This window comes from Actinosynnema mirum DSM 43827, assembly GCF_000023245.1.
Classification (GTDB): Bacteria; Actinomycetota; Actinomycetes; order Mycobacteriales; family Pseudonocardiaceae; genus Actinosynnema; species Actinosynnema mirum.
The window spans coordinates 8,110,643-8,128,495 of the sequence record NC_013093.1; the positions used below are offsets into that span (position 1 = coordinate 8,110,643).

Annotated in this window: 13 protein-coding genes and 1 pseudogene; 8 read left to right on the plus strand and 6 right to left on the minus strand. The window is 71.9% G+C overall.

Going from position 1 to position 17,853, the window contains the following annotated elements; translation table 11 throughout:
• Positions 1–70: 70 nt before the first annotated feature.
• Positions 71–442: pseudogene (locus tag AMIR_RS36550) on the plus strand (macro domain-containing protein); the annotation flags it as partial.
• 461 nt (positions 443–903) lie between these two features.
• Here the strand turns inward: AMIR_RS36550 and AMIR_RS34570 are convergent.
• A complete protein-coding gene (locus AMIR_RS34570; RefSeq protein WP_015805647.1) occupies positions 904–2,118 on the minus strand; it encodes an acyl-CoA dehydrogenase family protein in 1,215 nt (404 codons plus the stop codon).
• 1 nt (position 2,119) lies between these two features.
• A complete protein-coding gene (locus AMIR_RS34575) occupies positions 2,120–2,758 on the minus strand; it encodes an SCP2 sterol-binding domain-containing protein (RefSeq protein ID WP_015805648.1) in 639 nt (212 codons plus the stop codon).
• Between the two features lie 101 nt (positions 2,759–2,859).
• Here AMIR_RS34575 and AMIR_RS34580 point away from each other — a divergent pair, with 101 nt between their 5' ends.
• On the plus strand, positions 2,860–3,522 hold the full coding sequence (locus AMIR_RS34580; RefSeq protein WP_015805649.1) for a TetR/AcrR family transcriptional regulator: 663 nt from the start codon (positions 2,860–2,862) through the stop codon (positions 3,520–3,522).
• A gap of 251 nt (positions 3,523–3,773) precedes the next feature.
• Here AMIR_RS34580 and AMIR_RS34585 read toward each other — a convergent pair whose 3' ends face one another.
• From AMIR_RS34585 to pdhA, 4 genes are all read right to left on the minus strand, one after another.
• On the minus strand, positions 3,774–4,673 hold the full coding sequence (locus AMIR_RS34585; RefSeq protein WP_015805650.1) for a MerR family transcriptional regulator: 900 nt from the start codon (positions 4,671–4,673) through the stop codon (positions 3,774–3,776).
• 104 nt (positions 4,674–4,777) lie between these two features.
• Positions 4,778–6,130, minus strand: coding sequence for a dihydrolipoamide acetyltransferase family protein (locus tag AMIR_RS34590; protein ID WP_015805651.1), 1,353 nt, complete (start codon positions 6,128–6,130; stop codon positions 4,778–4,780).
• A gap of 10 nt (positions 6,131–6,140) precedes the next feature.
• On the minus strand, positions 6,141–7,163 hold the full coding sequence (locus AMIR_RS34595; RefSeq protein WP_015805652.1) for an alpha-ketoacid dehydrogenase subunit beta: 1,023 nt from the start codon (positions 7,161–7,163) through the stop codon (positions 6,141–6,143).
• Complete coding sequence (pdhA, locus tag AMIR_RS34600) at positions 7,163–8,356, minus strand: pyruvate dehydrogenase (acetyl-transferring) E1 component subunit alpha (RefSeq protein ID WP_015805653.1); 1,194 nt, start codon at positions 8,354–8,356, stop codon at positions 7,163–7,165. The genes AMIR_RS34595 and pdhA overlap by 1 nt, the downstream gene beginning before the upstream one ends.
• A gap of 339 nt (positions 8,357–8,695) precedes the next feature.
• Here pdhA and AMIR_RS34605 point away from each other — a divergent pair, with 339 nt between their 5' ends.
• The 6 genes from AMIR_RS34605 to AMIR_RS34630 all read left to right on the plus strand — a co-directional run bounded on the left by AMIR_RS34605 (position 8,696) and on the right by AMIR_RS34630 (position 17,800).
• On the plus strand, positions 8,696–10,105 hold the full coding sequence (locus AMIR_RS34605) for a M20/M25/M40 family metallo-hydrolase (protein WP_015805654.1): 1,410 nt from the start codon (positions 8,696–8,698) through the stop codon (positions 10,103–10,105).
• A gap of 201 nt (positions 10,106–10,306) precedes the next feature.
• On the plus strand, positions 10,307–12,976 hold the full coding sequence (locus AMIR_RS34610; protein ID WP_041837210.1) for an MGH1-like glycoside hydrolase domain-containing protein: 2,670 nt from the start codon (positions 10,307–10,309) through the stop codon (positions 12,974–12,976).
• A gap of 171 nt (positions 12,977–13,147) precedes the next feature.
• Positions 13,148–13,963, plus strand: a complete 816-nt coding sequence (locus AMIR_RS34615) for a transporter substrate-binding domain-containing protein (RefSeq protein ID WP_015805656.1) — start codon at positions 13,148–13,150, stop codon at positions 13,961–13,963.
• A gap of 66 nt (positions 13,964–14,029) precedes the next feature.
• A complete protein-coding gene (locus AMIR_RS34620) occupies positions 14,030–14,866 on the plus strand; it encodes an amino acid ABC transporter permease (protein WP_015805657.1) in 837 nt (278 codons plus the stop codon).
• A complete protein-coding gene (locus AMIR_RS34625; RefSeq protein ID WP_015805658.1) occupies positions 14,863–15,660 on the plus strand; it encodes an amino acid ABC transporter ATP-binding protein in 798 nt (265 codons plus the stop codon). Before AMIR_RS34620 ends, AMIR_RS34625 begins: the two co-directional genes overlap by 4 nt.
• A 1-nt stretch (position 15,661) precedes the next feature.
• A complete protein-coding gene (locus tag AMIR_RS34630) occupies positions 15,662–17,800 on the plus strand; it encodes a translocation/assembly module TamB domain-containing protein (RefSeq protein WP_015805659.1) in 2,139 nt (712 codons plus the stop codon).
• Positions 17,801–17,853: the final 53 nt, after the last annotated feature.

A 17,853-nucleotide genomic window follows, 5' to 3' on the forward strand; every position in this document is an offset into this window, starting at 1 on the left:
GTCAACACGGTGAATTACGTCGGCGTGATGGGCAAGGGGTTGGTACTGCAGTTCAAGCGCCGCTACCCGGAGAGCTTCGAGAGCTACGCGCGCGTGCAAGGACGGCGCGGTGAAGCTCGGCCGGATGCACGTGGTGGAGCTCAACGCGATCACCGGACCGGAATACGTGGTCAACTTCCCCACCAAGGGGCACTGGAAAGCGAACTCCAAGCTCTCCGACATCGAAACCGGGCTCGACGACCTGGTCCGGGTCATCAAGGAGCGGTCGATAAAGTCGATCGCCATCCCCCCGCTCGGCGCCGGGAACGGCGGCCTCCCCTGGTCGGACGTCGAACCGCTGATCCGCGCGAAGCTCGCCGAACTGCCCGAGGTCAGCGTTCTCCTCTTCACACCGTCGAACGCCGACCGGCATCTAACGCCCGAACCGGTGAAGATGACCTGAGGACGTTCCACCCTGGTCGAACTGCTTCCGGCCCACACGGTGCAGCGCCAAGCAGCGGAACCCCAGGAAGACCGGACCGGGGCATCACACTGGGAACTGCAGAAGTTGATGCACTTCGCTCAGCTCACCACCCCGGAGTTGAAGCTCGAATTCGCCCAGGGCTATTACGGGCCGTACAGCGAAAAGGTCCGGCATCTCATCCAGGGCATGGAAGGGACTTTCGTCGAGGGCTGTGGCGACGGTTCGAAACCCGTCCGAGAACTCACCCCGATCCACCCCGCGGAAACCGGAAGGACCGGGAGCTCATCGAGGGCCTCGAAGGCGCTCACTCGATCGAACTGCTCGCGAGCACCCACTGGGTCGCCCAGCGGAACCGGTGCGCCGACGCGCACGAGGCGTGGAAGGCCGCCCACGTCTGCCCCCCGCGCGGCGGACGCCCCCCGGACGCCCGCCGCGCCCCCTCACCGCACCTGCACCCCCGAGATCGCCCGCGCCACCACCAGCCGCTGGATCTCCGAGGTGCCCTCGAAGATCGTGAACAGCTTCGCGTCGCGGTGCATCCGCTCCACCGGGTGGTCGCGGGTGTAGCCCGCGCCGCCGAGGACCTGGATCGCGCGCTCGGTCGCCCAGACCGCCACCTCGGCCGCCTTCAGCTTGCACATCGAGCCCTCGCCCGCCGTGAACGGCACGTTGTTGCGGCCCATCCAGGCCGCCCGCCACACCAGCAGGCGGGCCGCGTCGATCTCCACGCGGACGTTCGCCAGGTCGAACGCGATCGACTGGTTCTCCACGATCCGGCGGCCGAACGCCTGGCGCTCCTTCGCGTACGCCAGCGCGTACTCGTGCGCCGCCCGCGCCACGCCCACCGCCATCGCGCCCACCACCGGCCGGGTCGACTCGAACGTCGCCATCGCGCCCTGCACGCCCGCGCGCTGCCCCTCGCGGGCCCGCGCCAGCCGCGCCTCCAGGCGCTCCCGGCCACCGAGCAGGCAGCGGCCGGGCACGCGCACGTCGTCCAGGAACACGTCCGCCGTGTGCGAGGCGCGCATCCCGTGCTTGCGCACCTTCGCGGGCGACGACAGGCCGCGCGTCCCCGGCGGCACGACGAACCCCGCCTGGCCGCGCGCGCCCAGCGCCGGGTCCACGACCGCCGTGACCACGTGCACGTTCGCGATGCCCCCGTTGGTGGCCCACGACTTCTGGCCGTTGAGGACCCACTCGTCCGTCGCCCCGTCGTACACCGCGCGCGTCCGGTAGCCCGCCACGTCCGACCCGGCCTGCGGCTCGGACGCGCAGAACGCCGCCACCTGCGGGTCGGACTCGTCGCCGAAGCACTCCGGCACCCACTCGGCCAACTGCTCCGGCTCACCCGACGCGAGGATGCCCGCGACCGCGAGACCCGTGCCCATCAGCGACAGCCCGATGCCCGCGTCGCCCCAGAACAGCTCCTCGGTGGCGATCGGCAGCGACAGCCCGACCGGGTCGGCGAACCAGGTGGCCAGCGACTCGAACCCGTACAGGCCGATCTTCGCCGCCTCCCGGATCACCGGCCACGGCGTCTCCTCGCGCTCGTCCCACTCGGCGGCGGCGGGCCGGACCACCTCCGCCGCGAACCCGTGGACCCAGTCCCGCAGGTCCCGCTGGTCGGAGTTCAGCTCCAACGAGAAGGCGCCCACGTCAACCCCTCGGGATGTCGAACAGGCTCATGAACCCGGCCGCGAGGCCCAGGTCGCCCCGGATCTTGAGCTTGCCGGTCATGAACAGCACGGGCGCGGACGCGTTGCCGGTCGCCAGCTTCACGAAGTCCGTCGGCCCGGCCGTCACCACCGCGCGCGGCTCGCGGTCGAGGTCCTTGGCGATCGAGCAGCGCTCGTCCTCCACCACGACCTGGTAGCGGTCCTCCTCGGCCCCGGTGAGCACGAAGTGCACCACGGCCCGCGTCGCGCCCGCGCGCTCGGGCCGGAAGTGCTCCTCCATGCGCCGGAACACCTCGTCCAGCACGCGCCCGCGCACGGTGGGCCGGGCGAACGCCTCGTCCAGCTGCCCCTTGGACGCGCGCGACACCAGGCGGGCGAAGTTCGGCGCGCCCATGGCGGCCAGGTCGAGCGGGGCTCCCGCGTCGGCCAACGCGCCCAGCGCGGCGAGCAGGTCGGCGAACTCGCCCTCGCTGAGCTTGCGCGGGTCGACTCCCTCGGCGATGGCGTCGACGTCGGCGGAGCGCAGCGCCGGATCGTCGGGGCTCGCGCCCTCCAGCGCGGAGATCAGCTCGGCGGGCCTGAGTCCCGCCACGGCCTCGGTGGTGAGGTCGATGGACACGGTGGCACCTCCTCGTCCCTACTGGCCCGTGAACCTACTCGTGAGTAGGTAGAGCGGCAAGGGGGTTCGCTAGCCTTGGGGTGAACGATCCTGGGGGTGTGATGGCAGCAGAGCAGCAGGTCCGCGCCGGTCGGGCCAAGCGGCTGCCGCGCGCGGTGCGCGAGCGGCAGATCCTCGACGCCGCGGTGGACGTCTTCTCCCGGCTCGGCTTCCACGCCGCGTCGATGGACGAGATATCCGAGGTCGCGGGCATCTCCAAGCCCATGCTGTACGCCTACCTCGGCTCCAAGGAGGAGTTGTTCACCGCCTGCACGCGGCGCGAGTCCGCCAGGCTGATGGAGGCCATCGCCACCGGCGTGGAGGTCGACCGGGCGGCGGACGTCCAGCTGTGGACGGGACTGCGGGCGTTCTTCGGGTTCGTCGGCGAGCACCGGGCGAGCTGGCTGGTGCTGCACCGCCAGGCCACCTCGCAGGGCGGGCCGTTCGCGGCCGAGCTGGCGGAGCTGCGCGGGCGGGCGATCGGCCTGGTGGCGGAGCTGGTGGCGCGGGCCGCCGTGGAGGCCGGGGTGCCCGGCACGGGCGAGCGGGACGCCGAGAGCATGGCCGCCGCGCTGGTCGGCGCGGGCGAGTCCCTGGCCGACTGGTGGCTGGACCACCCGGACGAGCCGTCGGGGGTCGTGGCGGCGCGGTTGATGAACCTGGTGTGGATGGGGTTCGGGGACCTGGTCGACGGGCGGGTCTGGCACCCTGGCTCGCCCGAATAGGGCGAGTCAGAAACCCCAGACCTTTCGAGGTGGACGGAAAAAGCCCCACCTCCCGCTCTTGGTCCTTCCTCTTGACGCCGCGAGGGCCGTTCCTTCCCTGTGCACCGGGAAGGAACGGTTTCCGGTCGGCCCGGTCGGCCCGGTCGGCCCAGTCGGCCCGGCCGGCCCAGTCGGCCCGGCCGGCCCGGCCGGCCCGATCGGCCCGGTCGGCCCAGTCCGTCCGATCAGCCCGGTCGGTCAGCCGCCGGTGGTCAGCCGATCGACGCCAGCAGCCAGCGGCGCTCGTCGGCGGTGGACGGGACCGGGGGCCAGCCGTTGATCCGGGCGATCAGCACCCAGTAGTGCTCGGCCCTCGGGTCGCCGAACTCCCTGAGCCAGGCCCACTGGTCCTCGGCGCCCCCGGCCCCCAGCTCCCCGGCGAGCCGCGCGGAGATCTCCCGCACGATCTCGCGGGACCGCGCGGACCCGGCCTCGACGCCCGCGTCGATCGCCTCGCGCGCCCGCGCCACGGCGATCCCGAACACCTCGGCGTTCCGCTCGCCCCCGGTCATGTCCACGCCTTCGGCGCGCAGCTCCTGGTGCCGCTCGGACATCCGCCGGATCGACGCCCGGAAGTCCTCGTCCCGCACCAGGTTCGCCAGCTCGATCCACGCCTCCACCTGCTCGGGCGACGGGTCGTCCGGCAGCTCGATGCGGACCGAGCGCATCATCGACTCGAAGCCCGGCTCCAGGTCGAGTCCCCCGAAGACCTCCTCGAAGAAGTCGTCCAGGACGCGCTGCCGCTCCTCCTCGGACAGCTTCGCCAGTTCGTGCACCATCTCCACCTCCCCTGATCTCGCCACCGCGCGCAGCACGGACCGGCGCAGCCGCAGCACCCGCAGCTGCGCGTCGATGGCCTCCGCGTGCGTCCGCGCCACCTCGGCGACGGACACCTCGCGCTCCAGCACGCGCCGCGCGGTCGGCAGGTCGAAGCCGAGTTCGCGCAGCGTGCCCAGGAGCTTGAGGCGGGACAACCCGTCGGCGTCGTAGCACCGGAACCCGCCGGACGTCCGCCCCGCGACGGGGACGAGCCCGGAGTCCGAGTAGAACCGGACGGCCTTCACGGACATGCCGGTCATCCGGGCCAGGTCGCCGATCGAGTAGTACCGCACGGGGAACAGCCTGCAATCTCCTGTGAGGGGAGAGTCAAGACGGAAAAGCCGCGTCACCCGATGCGGGGTGACGCGGCCTCTTCAGGAGCTCTTTTCCGCAGACCTCAGTACGTGATCGCCACGGCGGGGTCGGCCAGGAGCGCGCCGACGTCCGCCAGGAACTGCGAGCCCTGCTGGCCGTCGACCACGCGGTGGTCGAAGCTCAGCGCCAGCTGGCACACCTTGCGCGGCACCACCTGGCCGTCCACCACCCACGGCATGTCGCGGATCGCGCCGAGCGCGAGGATGCCCGACTCGCCGGGGTTGAGGATGGGCGTCCCGGTGTCGACGCCGAAGACGCCGACGTTGGTGATGGTGAACGTGCCGCCGACCATGTCCGAGGGCTTCGTCCTGCCCTCGCGCGCGGTCGTGGCCAGCTCCTCCAGCGCGACGGCCAGCTCGCGCAGCGACATCCGGTCCGCGTCCCTGACCTTCGGCACCACCAGCCCGCGCGGGGTGGCGGCGGCGATGCCCAGGTGCACGTAGTCCTTGTAGACGATCTCGCCCGCCGGACCGTCCCAGGCGGCGTTCACGTCCGGGGTCCGCCGCGCCGCGAGCACGACGGCCTTGGCCGCGAACGCCAGCGGGGTCAGCTTGACGCCCCGGAACTCCGGGGTGTCCTTGAGCCTGGCCCGCAGCTCCATCATCGGCGTGACGTCGATGGTCAGGAACTCGGTGACGTGCGGAGCGGTGAACGCGCTGTCCACCATCGCCTGCGCGGTCGCCTTGCGGACGCCCTTGATCGGCACCCGCCGCTCACGCGCTCCGCTGTCCACCGCGGACGGAGCGGGTTCCGCGACCGGAGCGGCCAGCGACGCCTCGACGTCCTCGCGGGTGATCACGCCGCCGGGGCCGGAGCCGGTGAGCGCGCGCAGGTCGACCCCGAGGTCCTTGGCCAGCTTGCGCACCGGCGGCTTGGCCAGCGGGACGTACCCGCCTTGCGGCGCGACGGGTTCCGCGACCGCGACCGGCGCGGGCGCGGGTGCGGCCACGGGCGCGGGAACCGCGGGCGCGACCGGAGCAGCCGCGGCCGGGTTCCCCTTGCGGGGGCGGCGCTTCGCCGCGCCGGACTTCGGCCCGTACCCGACGAGCGTGGGCACCCGGCCGGACTCCTCGACCGCGGCCCCGTTGACCGGGGCAGGCGCCGGGGCGGGCGCGGGCGCCGCCCCGCTCGGGTCGACGTCGATGGTGATGATCGGCGTGCCCACGTCGACGGTCTGCCCGACCTGCACGAGGACCTCGGTCACCACCCCGTCCCACGGGCAGGGCAGCTCGACGGCCGCCTTCGCGGTCTCGATCTCCACGATGACCTGGTTGACCTTGACCACGTCACCGGGCCGCACGTGCCAGGTGAGGATCTCGGCGTCGGTCAGCCCCTCGGCCGTGTCCGGGAGCGGGAACTGCTTGTACCGCGGCACGATCTCCCCCTCACCAGGCCATCGAGCGGTCTGCGGCGTCGAGCACCCGGTCGAGGTCGGGGAGGAACTCCTCCTCCAGCTTCGCGGGCGGGTAGGGCGTGTCGTACCCGGTCACCCTGAGCACCGGCGCCTGGAGCGAGTAGAAGCACTCCTGCTGCACCTGGGCCGCGATGTGGCTGGCCAGCGACGCCTCGCCGGGCGCCTCGGACACCACGACGAGCCGACCGGTGCGCCGCACCGACTCGTACACCGGGCCGAGGTCCAGCGGCGAGAGCGAGCGCAGGTCGACGACGGCCAGCGAGCGCCCGTCCTCCTCGGCGGCGGCAGCGGCCTCCAGCGCGGTGCGCACGACCGGCCCGTACGCCGCGATCGTGACGTCCGTGCCCTCCCGCAGCACCCGCGACGCGAACAGCGGGCCGGGGGCCGCGGTCGTGTCGACCTGCCCCTTCTCGTAGTAGCGCCGCTTCGGCTCGAAGAACAGCACCGGGTCGTCGCAGGCGATGGCCTGCTGGATCATCCAGTGCGCGTCGGCCGGGTTCGAGCAGGTGACGACCTTGAGGCCCGCGGTGTGCGCGAAGTACCCCTCGGGCGACTCGGAGTGGTGCTCGACCGCGCCGATGCCGCCGCCGTAGGGCACCCGGATGACGATGGGCAGCTTGAGCCTGCCCTGGGTGCGGTAGTGCAGCTTGGCGACCTGGCTGACGATCTGGTCGAACGCCGGGAAGATGAAGCCGTCGAACTGGATCTCGCACACCGGCCGGTAGCCGCGCAGCGCCAGGCCCACGGCGGTGCCCACGATGCCGGACTCGGCCAGCGGGGTGTCCAGCACGCGCTGCTCGCCGAAGTCCTTCTGCAGGCCGTCGGTGATGCGGAAGACGCCGCCGAGCTTGCCGACGTCCTCGCCCATGACGATGACCTTCGGGTCGGCCTCCATCGCGGCGCGCAGGCCGGAGTTGATCGCCTTGGCGATGGTGAGGGTCTGCACGGCGGCGGGCGCGCCCGCGTCCGCGCGGTCGACGGTCGGCGCGGCCATCAGCGCTCACCTCCCAGGAAACCGGCGTGGTAGGACAGGAACTCCGCGCGCTGGGCGTCCACGACCGGGCTGCCCTCCGCGTACACCTGGCTGAAGATCCGCTCGGCGGGCGGGGCCTCCAGCGACGAGCAGTGCTCGCGCAGCCGGGCGCCGAGCTCCTCGGCCTCCAGCTCGACGTGGTCGAAGAACTCCTGGTCCGCCCACTGCTGCTTGACCAGGTGCACCTTGACCCGCTCGATGGGGTCCTTGAGCTTCCACAGCTCCAGCTCGTCGGAGAGCCGGTAGCGGGACGGGTCGTCCGAGGTGGTGTGGGCGTCCATCCGGTAGGTGAACGCCTCGATCAGGACGGGGCCGTTGCCGGTGCGGCACTGGTCGAGCGCCCAGCGCGTGACGGCGAGGGTGGCGAGGACGTCGTTGCCGTCGACCCGGATGCCGGGGAAGCCGTAGCCGCGCGCCCGCTGGTAGAGCGGGAGCCGGGACTGGCGCTCGGTGGGCTCGGAGATGGCCCACTGGTTGTTCTGGCAGAAGAACACCACCGGCGCGTCGTAGACGGCCGCCCAGACGAAGCCCTCGTGCACGTCGCCCTGGCTGGTGGCGCCGTCGCCGAAGAACGCCATGGTGGCCTCGCCGCCGTCGTCGCCCACGGCGCCGTCGAACCGCTGGCCCATGGCGTACCCGGTGGCGTTGAGCACCTGGTTGCCGATGACGATCGTGTAGGGGTGGAAGCGGTGCTCGACCGGGTCCCAGCCGCACTGGTCGGTGCCGCGGAACATGCTGAGCAGGTCGGTCGGGGGCACGCCCCGGCACCAGGCGACGCCGTGCTCGCGGTAGCTGGGGAACGCCATGTCCCGCGCCCGCATCGCCCGCCCGGCGCCGACCTGCGCGGCCTCCTGGCCGAGCAGGGGCGCCCAGAGGCCGAGCTCGCCCTTGCGCTGCAGCGCGTTGGCCTCGCGGTCGACGCGGCGGACCAGGACCATGTCGCGGTACAGCCCGCGCAGCTCCTCGGCCGTGACGTCGACGGCGAAGTCGGGGTGCTGGACCCGCTCGCCCTCGGGGGTGAGCAGCTGCACCAGGTCGGAGCCGCCCTCGTCCGTGGCCTTGAGACCGGCGATCACCTGTTCGGCGGTCGGCGCGGCCCCGGTCGCCGGAACTGCGTCCGGACCGGGGTGCGTCCATTCTTCTGAGGACGACATCGACCTGACTCCCTACGTCTAGGAGGCCGCCCGGTCGCTCGTGACGACCGTCCGCGGCTCGGCCCGCCGGTCGTCGGCGACCCCGGTGAGGGCGGCCCGACAGCCGTCGGCACTGACGGTGTTCTCATCCACATCCTGACACGGAATCACTCAAACCGGTGAGACCTGTCCCATTTTTCGGCAGGACGCATAACAGTCTGAGCAGCACAAACAGTAGGAAGGCCTATCTTTGGACCACCGATCACCACGTTCGGAAAGCGAACACTACTGTCCCGGTTATCGCTTGTTAACAGAGCGCGTTCGGGGTGCCGCAGCGCGCGGGCGTGTCAGGATCAGGGGGTGGATCGATCTGCGTTGACCCGTACCGTCCGAAGCACCTGGGACGAGGACGTCCTGCCCAGCCTGACCGGGCTCGTCGCCGTGCCCGCCGTCTCCCCGGCGTTCGACCCGGACTGGGAGGCGAGCGGCCACCTCGACGCCGCCGTCGAGCACGTGCGCGCCTGGCTCGCCACCCGCGACCTGCCCGGCGCGCAGGTGGAGGTGGTCCGCCTGCCGGGACGCACCCCGCTGCTCCTGGTGGACGTGCCCGCCACGGCGGGTGACGACACCGTGCTGCTCTACGGCCACCTCGACAAGCAGCCGCCGGTCGCCAACTGGTCCGAGGGCCTGGCCCCGTGGACCCCGGTCGTGCGCGACGGCAGGCTCTACGGCCGGGGCTCGGCCGACGACGGCTACTCCGGCTACGCGGCCGTCACCGCCATCGAGGCGGTGCGCGCGGCCGGTGGGCAGCACGCCCGGTGCGTGCTGCTGCTGGAGACCAGCGAGGAGTCCGGCAGCCCCGACCTGCCCGCCTACCTGGAGCACCTCACGCCGCGCCTGGGCGACGTGTCGCTGGTCGTGTGCCTGGACTCGGGCGGCAACGACTACGAGCGGATGTGGCTGACCACCTCGCTGCGCGGCCTGGTGCAGGTCGCCATGACCGTGCGCGTGGTCGAGGGCGGCCTGCACTCCGGCATGGCCAGCGGCATCGTGCCCAGCTCGTTCCGGATCGCCAGGCAGCTGCTCGACCGGCTGGAGGACTCGGCCACCGGCGAGATCCAGCTCATGGAGATGCACGTCGACGTGCCGGAGAACCGGGTCGACGAGATCCGCGAGGCCGTGGCCGCCGCGCCGGGCTCGCTGACCGGGGCCGTGCCGTGGGCGGGCGGCACCCAGCCGGTGGACGGGGACGAGGTGCAGTTGGCGCTCAACAACGGCTGGCGGCCGACCCTGTCGATCACCGGCGCGGACGGCCTGCCCAAGCCGGAGGACGCGGGCAACGTGCTGCGCCCCTCCACCACGCTGGTGCTCAGCTTCCGGCTGCCGCCGACCGCCGACTCGGCCGCGGCGCTGGCCGCCGTGGAGCGCGCGCTGACCACCGACGTGCCGTACGGCGCGGTGGTGGAGCTGTCGCGCACCGAGCACGCGACCGGCTGGAACGCGCCGGAGCTGGCCCCGTGGCTGCGCGAGTCGCTGGACCGGGTGGGCGCGGACGTGTTCGGCTCGCCGTGGCGGACGGTGTCGCTGGGCGGGTCGATCCCGTTCATGGGCCTGCTGCACGAGGCGTACCCGGCGGCGCAGTTCCTGGTGACCGGCGCGGTCGGCCCGGACAGCAACTGCCACGTGCCCGACGAGTGGCTGAACCTGGCGCACGCCGCGCGGATCACCGAGGCCGTCGCGGTCGTGCTGGACGCCCACACCCGCAGGTGAAACCCGACCGCCCCCGCCCGCTCCCCGAGCGGCGGGGGCGGCGGCGCTCCCGATCACCGGTGATCGCCCGTCCGAGGGCTTCCACGCAGGTCCGGGGCGTTTTCTGGGCCGTTCGCCGCGTTCGGTTAACCCGGACGGGTGGGCACCATTACGCAACCGAGAGGGAACCGGTGCACTGGATCGATGTCGCACACTGGGCCCGTGACCGAGCAAAGGCTGGAAGCCGAGCGGGCCAGGTTGGCCGTCTCGGACTCGCCCACCGCACCGTGGCGCCTGTGGGGCCCCTACCTGGCCGGACGCCAGTGGGGGACGGTCCGCGAGGACTACTCCGCGGGCGGTGACGCCTGGACGTCGTTCCCGTTCGACCACGCGCGCTCGCGCGCCTACCGGTGGGGCGAGGACGGCATCGCGGGCATCTGCGACGTGCACGGGTTCCTCAACCTCGGGCTCGCGCTGTGGAACGGCCGCGACCCGATCCTGAAGGAGCGGTACTTCGGGCTCACCAACAACGAGGGCAACCACGGCGAGGACGCCAAGGAGCACTGGTGGGTCGTCGACGGGACGCCCACGCACTCCTGGATGAAGGTGCTCTACCGCTACCCGCAGACCGAGTTCCCCTACGCCGAGCTGCGCTCGATGTCCGCGCACGCGACCAGGCAGGACCGCGAGCCGGAGCTGTCGGACAGCGGCGCGCTGGACGAGAACCGGTTCTTCGACGTCGAGGTGACCTACGCCAAGGCGGGACCGACCGACGTGTGCGCGGTGCTGACCGCGACCAACCACGGGCCGGACGCCGCGCCGCTGCACCTGCTGCCGCAGCTGTGGTTCCGCAACACCTGGGCGTGGGGCCGCGACGACCGCAGGCCGCACCTGACCGCGTCGGCGCAGGACGGCTGGTCGCGGGTGACCGCCGAGCACGGCGCGCTGGGCCGGTACACGCTGCACGTCGAGGGCTCGCCGGTGCTGCTGGTGACCGACAACGAGACCAACGAGGTCGCCCTGTTCGGGGCCGCCGGGAACCCGACCCGCTACACCAAGGACGGCGTCGACCGGCACGTCGTGTCCGGCGAGGCCGGGGCCTGCCAGGTCGTGGGGCCCGGCGAGCGCAGCGCGCCCGGCACGAAGGCGGCGGCCTGGTACTCGTTCGGGTCGGTGCAGCCGGGCGGGACGGTGACCGTGCGGCTGCGGCTGGTGGAGGGCGACGGGCACCCGGACGCGTTCGGGCCCTCGTTCGACGAGGTCGTGGGCGCGCGCTCGGCCGAGGCCGACGAGTTCCACCGCACCGACCTGGACCCGGTGCGCGCGGGCGTGGTGCGCCGGGCGATGGCCGGGCTGATGTGGACCAAGCAGCACTACCGCTTCCGCACCAGCGACTGGCTGGAGGGCGACCCCGGCAAGCCCGCCGCGCCGACCTCGCGCAAGAGCCCGCACGCGCGCAACTCGCACTGGCGGCACTTCGACGTGGCCGACGTGATCTCCATGCCGGACGAGTGGGAGTACCCCTGGTTCGCCGCGTGGGACCTGGCGTTCCACACCGTGCCGTTCGCGCGGGTCGACCCGGCGTTCGCGAAGGAGCAGCTGCTCCTGCTGTGCCGGGAGTGGCTGATGCACCCCAACGGCCAGCTGCCCGCCTACGAGTGGGAGTTCGGCGACGTGAACCCGCCGGTGCACGCCTGGGCGGCGCTCCAGGTGTACCGGTCGGAGCCGACGCCGGACCGGAAGTTCCTGGCCAAGGTCTTCCACAAGCTGCTGCTGAACTTCTCCTGGTGGGTGAACCGCAAGGACGCCGACGGCAGCTACCTGTTCGAGGGCGGGTTCCTCGGCATGGACAACATCGGCCCGGTGAACCGGTCGGAGCCGATGCTGGGGCAGTGGCGGCTGGAGCAGTCCGACGCGACCTCGTGGATGGCGGCGTACTCGCTGCACATGATGGAGATGGCGCTGGAGCTGGCGCGGGTCGACGACTCGTACGAGGACGTGGCCACGAAGTTCGTGGAGCACTTCCTGAGCATCGCGGACGCGGCGGCGCAGTTCGGCTCGGGCGGGCGCGGGATCTGGGACGAGACTGACGGCTTCTGCTACGACGTGGTGTCGCGGCGGCTGCCGGACGGGTCGGTGGAGTCCAAGCCGGTGCGGGTGCGGTCGATGGTGGGCCTGATCCCGGTGCTGGCGTGCGCGGTGCTGGAGCCGTGGGTGGACGCCGAGGTCCCCGGCTTCACCCGCAGGCTGGAGCACCTGCTGGCGCGCAGGCCGGAGCTGGCGCGGTTCATCACCCGCGAGCCGGACGGGCGGGCGCTGCTGTCGCTGCTGGACGAGCGCAAGCTGCGGCTGGTGCTGACCCGGATGCTGGACGAGGGCGAGTTCCTGTCGCCGCACGGCATCCGGTCGCTGTCGGCGGCGCACCGGGAGGGCCTGGAGGTGCAGATCGCCGACCAGGAGCACCGGATGGGCTACGAGCCGGGCGAGTCGCACACGCCGATGTTCGGCGGCAACTCGAACTGGCGCGGTCCGGTGTGGTTCCCGACGAACGCGCTGCTGGTCGAGGCGCTGCGCACGATCGAGTCGTTCCACCGGGGAAGGTTTCACGTGGAACTTCCCACCCGCTCGCAGCGGCAGGTGACGGCCGGGCGCGCGGCGGACGAGCTGGTGCGCAGGCTGGTGTCGCTGTTCCTGCCGGACTCGGACGGGCGCAGGCCCTCGGACGGCAAGCGGGTGGAGTCGACGGACTCACCGCTGTGGCGCGAGCACGTGACCTTCAGCGAGTACTTCGACGGGGACACCGGCGAGGGCTTGGGGGCCACTCACCAGACCGGGTGGACGGCGCTGGTCGCCTCGCTCCTGACGGACCGACGTCACACCACGAACCAGTGACCACGAATTGCGGCCTATCCCCCGTATGAGCGCACATCCTTCACCCGAACGGTGTTTGTAACGAAAAAATCGCATACAGAAGCGCTCCGTAACAATCACGTGCTGTCATCAGTGTCCCCCGAGTGGCAGTATGCCGAACACTCAACCAAAAGAGTTACGAGGAGTGACACCGTGACCCGTCGATCCAGGCACGCCGTGCGCGCCCTGCTTCCGGTGCTCGCCCTGGCCGCCACCGCGACCGGGTGTGCGACCAAGGTGGACACCTCCACGGGCGGTGGCAACGAGATCAGCCTGGTCCAGGAGGGCAAGCTGGTCACCTGCACGCACATGTCGTACGAGCCCTTCCAGTTCACCCAGAACGGTGAGACGGTCGGGTTCGACGTCGACCTGGTCAACCTCGTCGCCAAGGAGCTGGGCGTCACCCAGCAGATCTTCGACACCCCGTTCGAGAACATCACCTCGGGCACGGTGTTCAGCACCGGCGAGTGCGACCTGGCCGCGGCGGGCATCACGATCACCGAGAAGCGCAAGGAAGCGATCGACTTCTCCGACCCGTACTTCGACGCCAGCCAGGCGCTGCTGGTCAAGAAGGACTCGGGCCTGAAGGACCTCGCGTCCCTCAAGGGCAAGGTGCTGGGCGTGCAGCAGGGCACCACCGGCGAGGAGTACGGCAACGCGAACGCCCAGGCCAACGGCTACGAGGTCAAGCAGTTCGAGGACCTGCCGCTGCTGGAGACCGCCGTGCGCACCGGTTCGATCGACGCCGCCATCAACGACAACGGCGTGCTGTTCGACTACGCCAAGAAGTTCCCCGAGACCGAGGTGACCGCCGAGTTCGACACCGGCGAGCAGTACGGGATCGCCCTGAAGAAGGGCAACACCGCGCTCAACGCCAAGATCGGCGAGGTCATCAAGAAGGCCAAGGAGAGCGGCGAGTACGACACGATCTACGAGAAGTGGTTCGGGAAGAAGCCGTCGAGCAACTGACTCGGGAACCCGCGGGGCCGGTGCGCGAGCACCGGCCCCGCGCCCGTCCGAACCTGAGGGAGTGAGATGGCACTGTCCAAGCGGCAGCGCGCCAAGGTCTTCCGGGGCGCGCAGTACGCGCTGCTCGTCGTCATCGCCGCCCTGATCGCGGTCGTGGCGGACTGGGAGGCGATCCGCAAGTCCTTCTTCGACGTCGAGACGGCGAAGGAGATGTTCCCCGAGGTCATCACGACCGCGCTGGTGAACACGGTCGTCTACACCGCGCTCGGCTTCGCCGTCGGCCTGGTCGCCGGCCTGGTGCTGGCGCTGATGAAGCTGTCGTCCGTCGGCCCGTACCGGTGGATCGCGACGATCTACATCGAGTTCTTCCGCGGGGTCCCCGCGCTGCTGGTGTTCGTCGCGCTGAGCGTCGCGGTGCCGCTGGCCTTCGGCCTGAAGTTCGACATCTACTCGACGGCCGCCATCGCGCTCGGCGTCGTCGGCGCCGCCTACATCGCGGAGACGATCCGCGCGGGCATCAAGGCCGTGCCGAAGGGGCAGCTGGAGGCCGCGCGGTCGCTGGGCATGTCCCAGGGGCGCACGACGGTCACCGTCGTGATCCCGCAGGCGTTCCGGATCATCCTGCCGCCGCTGACCAACGAGCTGATCATGCTCACCAAGGACTCCTCGCTGATCAGCATCATCGGGCTGATCGCGACCCAGCGGGAGCTGACCAAGTACGGCCGCGAGGTGCTGAGCCAGTCGCCGACGGTGACGCCGCTGCTCATCGCGGGCCTGTGCTACCTGATCATCACGCTGCCGCTGGGCTACCTGTCGCGGTGGATGGAGACGCGGGGCGCGGGCGGCAGCCGCAGCAAGAAGGTCAGCTCGCCGGAGTCCAAGGGTCTGGGGGTGTCGGCGTGACCGACGTCGTTGCTGAGGGCGGTGCGGCCGAGGGCGCCGTCGCCGAGGACATCGCGGTCGAGATCACCGGGCTGAAGAAGTCGTTCGGCCCGCTGGACGTGCTCAAGGGCATCGACCTCCAGGTCAGGCGCGGCGAGGTGGTGTGCGTCATCGGGCCGTCCGGCTCGGGCAAGTCGACGCTGCTGCGCTGCGTGAACCTGCTGGAGGAGCCGAGCGGCGGCAAGATCGTCGTGGACGGCGTCGAGCTGACCGACCCGGACGTGGACATCGACCGCGCCCGGACCCGCATCGGCATGGTCTTCCAGGGCTTCAACCTGTTCTCCCACCTGAACGTGCTGAACAACCTCACGGTCGCGCAGCGCAAGGTCCTCAAGCGGGACCAGAAGCAGGCCGAGGAGATCGCGCTGCGCAACCTGGAGCGGGTCGGCCTGTCCGAGAAGGTCGACGCCATGCCCGCGCAGCTGTCCGGCGGGCAGCAGCAGCGGGTCGCGATCGCGCGGGCGCTGTCGATGGACCCGGACGTCATGCTGTTCGACGAGCCGACCTCGGCGCTGGACCCGGAGCTGGTCGGCGACGTGCTCGCGGTCATGCGCCAGCTCGCCGACGAGGGCATGACGATGCTCGTGGTCACGCACGAGATGCAGTTCGCCCGCGAGGTGGCGGACAAGGTGCTGTTCATGGACGGCGGGTACGTCGTCGAGCAGGGGCCCGCCGAGCAGGTCATCGGCGCCCCGCAGCAGGAGCGCACCAAGACCTTCCTGTCGCGGGTGCTCAACCCGAACCACCAGGTGTGACGTGGAGGGCGCGCGGCTGGACGTGCTCGACCCGAGCCCGCCGCGCGCCTTCCGCGTCCCCGCCGCCGAGCTGCTGAGGGCGCTGCCCGCCGAGGGCGGGTGGCCGCTGGCCAGGCGGCGCGGGACGGTGCCGCCGGTGCTGCGGGTGGCCGACCGGTTCGTCACCGGGCAGCTGGACCTGCGGGCCGTGGAGCTGAACTACCTGCTGGAGTTCGAGCGCTGCCGCTTCGAGGAGCCGCCGGACCTGCGGCAGGGCAGGCTGGCCGGGGTGCAGTTCACCGGGTGCTGGTTACCGGGGCTGCTGGCCAGGAACCTGAGCAGCGCCAACGAGTTCTCGCTCGTGGCCACCGCGTGCGCGGGTCCGGTGGACCTGACCGACGCGGACGTCGCGGGCTCGCTCTCCCTGCAGGACACCTGCATCGCGGTCGACGGCGGTGACGCGCCCGCGCTGCACGCCGACCGGCTCAAGCTCGCGGGGGCGCTGCTGGCGCACCGGATCGAGGTGCGCGGCGAGCTGCGCATGGCGGGCGCGCAGATCGGCGGGAACGCCAACTTCAACGGTGGCGAGCTGGACAACCCCGGCGGGTACGCCCTGCGCGGCAACGGGATCCGCGTCGGCGGGAACCTGGTGCTCGGCGGCGGGACCGCGCGCGGCACGGTGTCGCTGGTCAACGCGCAGGTCGAGGCGAAGCTGACGCTGCGCGGGACGGTGCTGTCGGCGGGGCGGCGGGCGGACGTCGAGCTGGACCAGAGCGGGGACGCCGCGTCGACGCTCGTGCTGGACCGGGCGTCGGTCAACGGGGACGTGGAGCTGGACCACGGGTTCTCCAGCGCGGGCCCGGTGCGGGCGGTCAACAGCGCGATCGGCGGGACGCTGTCGCTGAGCCGGGGCCGGTTCGACGGGCTGGACGTCGGGGGCGGGCGGCGCGGTCGGGCGCTGCACCTGGACGGGGCGCGGGTCGACGGGGACGTCACCGGGCGCGCGGCCCACGTGCGCGGGCAGCTGCGGATGGTGGACGCGGTGGTGCGCGGGAGCCTGCTGCTCGACGGGTCCACCGTGGACAACCCGCGCGCGGACGCGGTGCTGGGCAACCGGTCGCAGGTGGGCAGCAACCTGGCGTTCCGGGAGGGCCAGGTCGCGGGCGGCGTCGAGCTGCGGGCGGTGCGGGTGGGCGCGAACCTGGACCTGCGCGGCAGCCGCGTGGTCGAGCCGGGCAGCTACCGGCACCAGCGGGGGCGCAAGCCGTCGGTGGACGTGGGCGGCGCGGTCATCGGGCGGGACCTGATCTGCGCGGCCGGTCCGGGCGCCGACGGGCCGGGGGAGTTCACCGCGCACGGCGGGGTGCGGGCGCGGCGGGCGCAGGTCGGGCGGATGGCGACGTTCGCCGGGTCGGTGCTGGGGGACCGGTTGGACGCGCAGGCGCTGAACCTGCTCGGGCTGCAGGTGCAGGACCTCGTGCTCACGACCGCCTCGGCGCCGCGCGGGGGCGTGGTGCTGCGGCAGGCCAGGTGCGTGACGCTGGAGGACAGCCCGGCCTTCTGGGACGCGACCGGGTGGATAGACCTGGAGGAGTTCCGGTACGACTCGCTGCGCGACCCCATCGACCTGCGGGACGACGGGGCGGTGGAGCAGCGGCTGCGGTGGCTGCAGCAGGCCATGCGGCGCTCGTACCGGCCGGGGCCGTACGACCAGTTCGCGGAGATGCTGCGGGCGGGCGGCAACGACGAGCACGCGGCGACCGTGCTGGTGGAGAAGCAGCGGCTGCGGTACCGGGCGCTGGCCGAGGGCAGGCGGTGGCTGCGCCCGCTGGTGCTGGTGTGGAGCTGGTTGCAGCGGTCGATGGTGGGCTACGGCTACCGGCCCGCGCGGGCGCTGGGCTGGCTGGTGGTGGCCTGGTTGCTGGGCGGGGCGTGGTTCGCGCTGGGACCGGACCTGGTGGAGATCAACTCCGACGACACGCTGCCGTGGAACGCGTGGCTGTTCACCATCGACCTGGTGGTGCCGATCGTGGACTTCGGCAACAAGAACCGCTGGCAGACACCGGGGGTGTCGCAGTGGATCGCGTCGGGGCTGATCGTGCTGGGGTGGGTGCTGGCCACCACCGTGGCGGCGGGCCTGACGCGGATGCTGAAGCGTTAACCGGCTGCCCGCAGTTGTGCGGTGCGCGCCACCGGGCGCGAGCGGAGGGTGGT

What these genes read in the sequence shown, in the direction of transcription:
- AMIR_RS34580 (WP_015805649.1), top strand. Translation starts at nt 2,860, where the DNA reads ATGGCAGCAGAGCAGCAGGTCCGCGCCGGTCGGGCCAAGCGGCTGCCG.
- pdhA (WP_015805653.1), bottom strand. Translation starts at nt 8,356, where the DNA reads ATGTCGTCCTCAGAAGAATGGACGCACCCCGGTCCGGACGCAGTTCCG.
- AMIR_RS34595 (WP_015805652.1), bottom strand. Translation starts at nt 7,163, where the DNA reads ATGGCCGCGCCGACCGTCGACCGCGCGGACGCGGGCGCGCCCGCCGCC.
- AMIR_RS34620 (WP_015805657.1), top strand. Translation starts at nt 14,030, where the DNA reads ATGGCACTGTCCAAGCGGCAGCGCGCCAAGGTCTTCCGGGGCGCGCAG.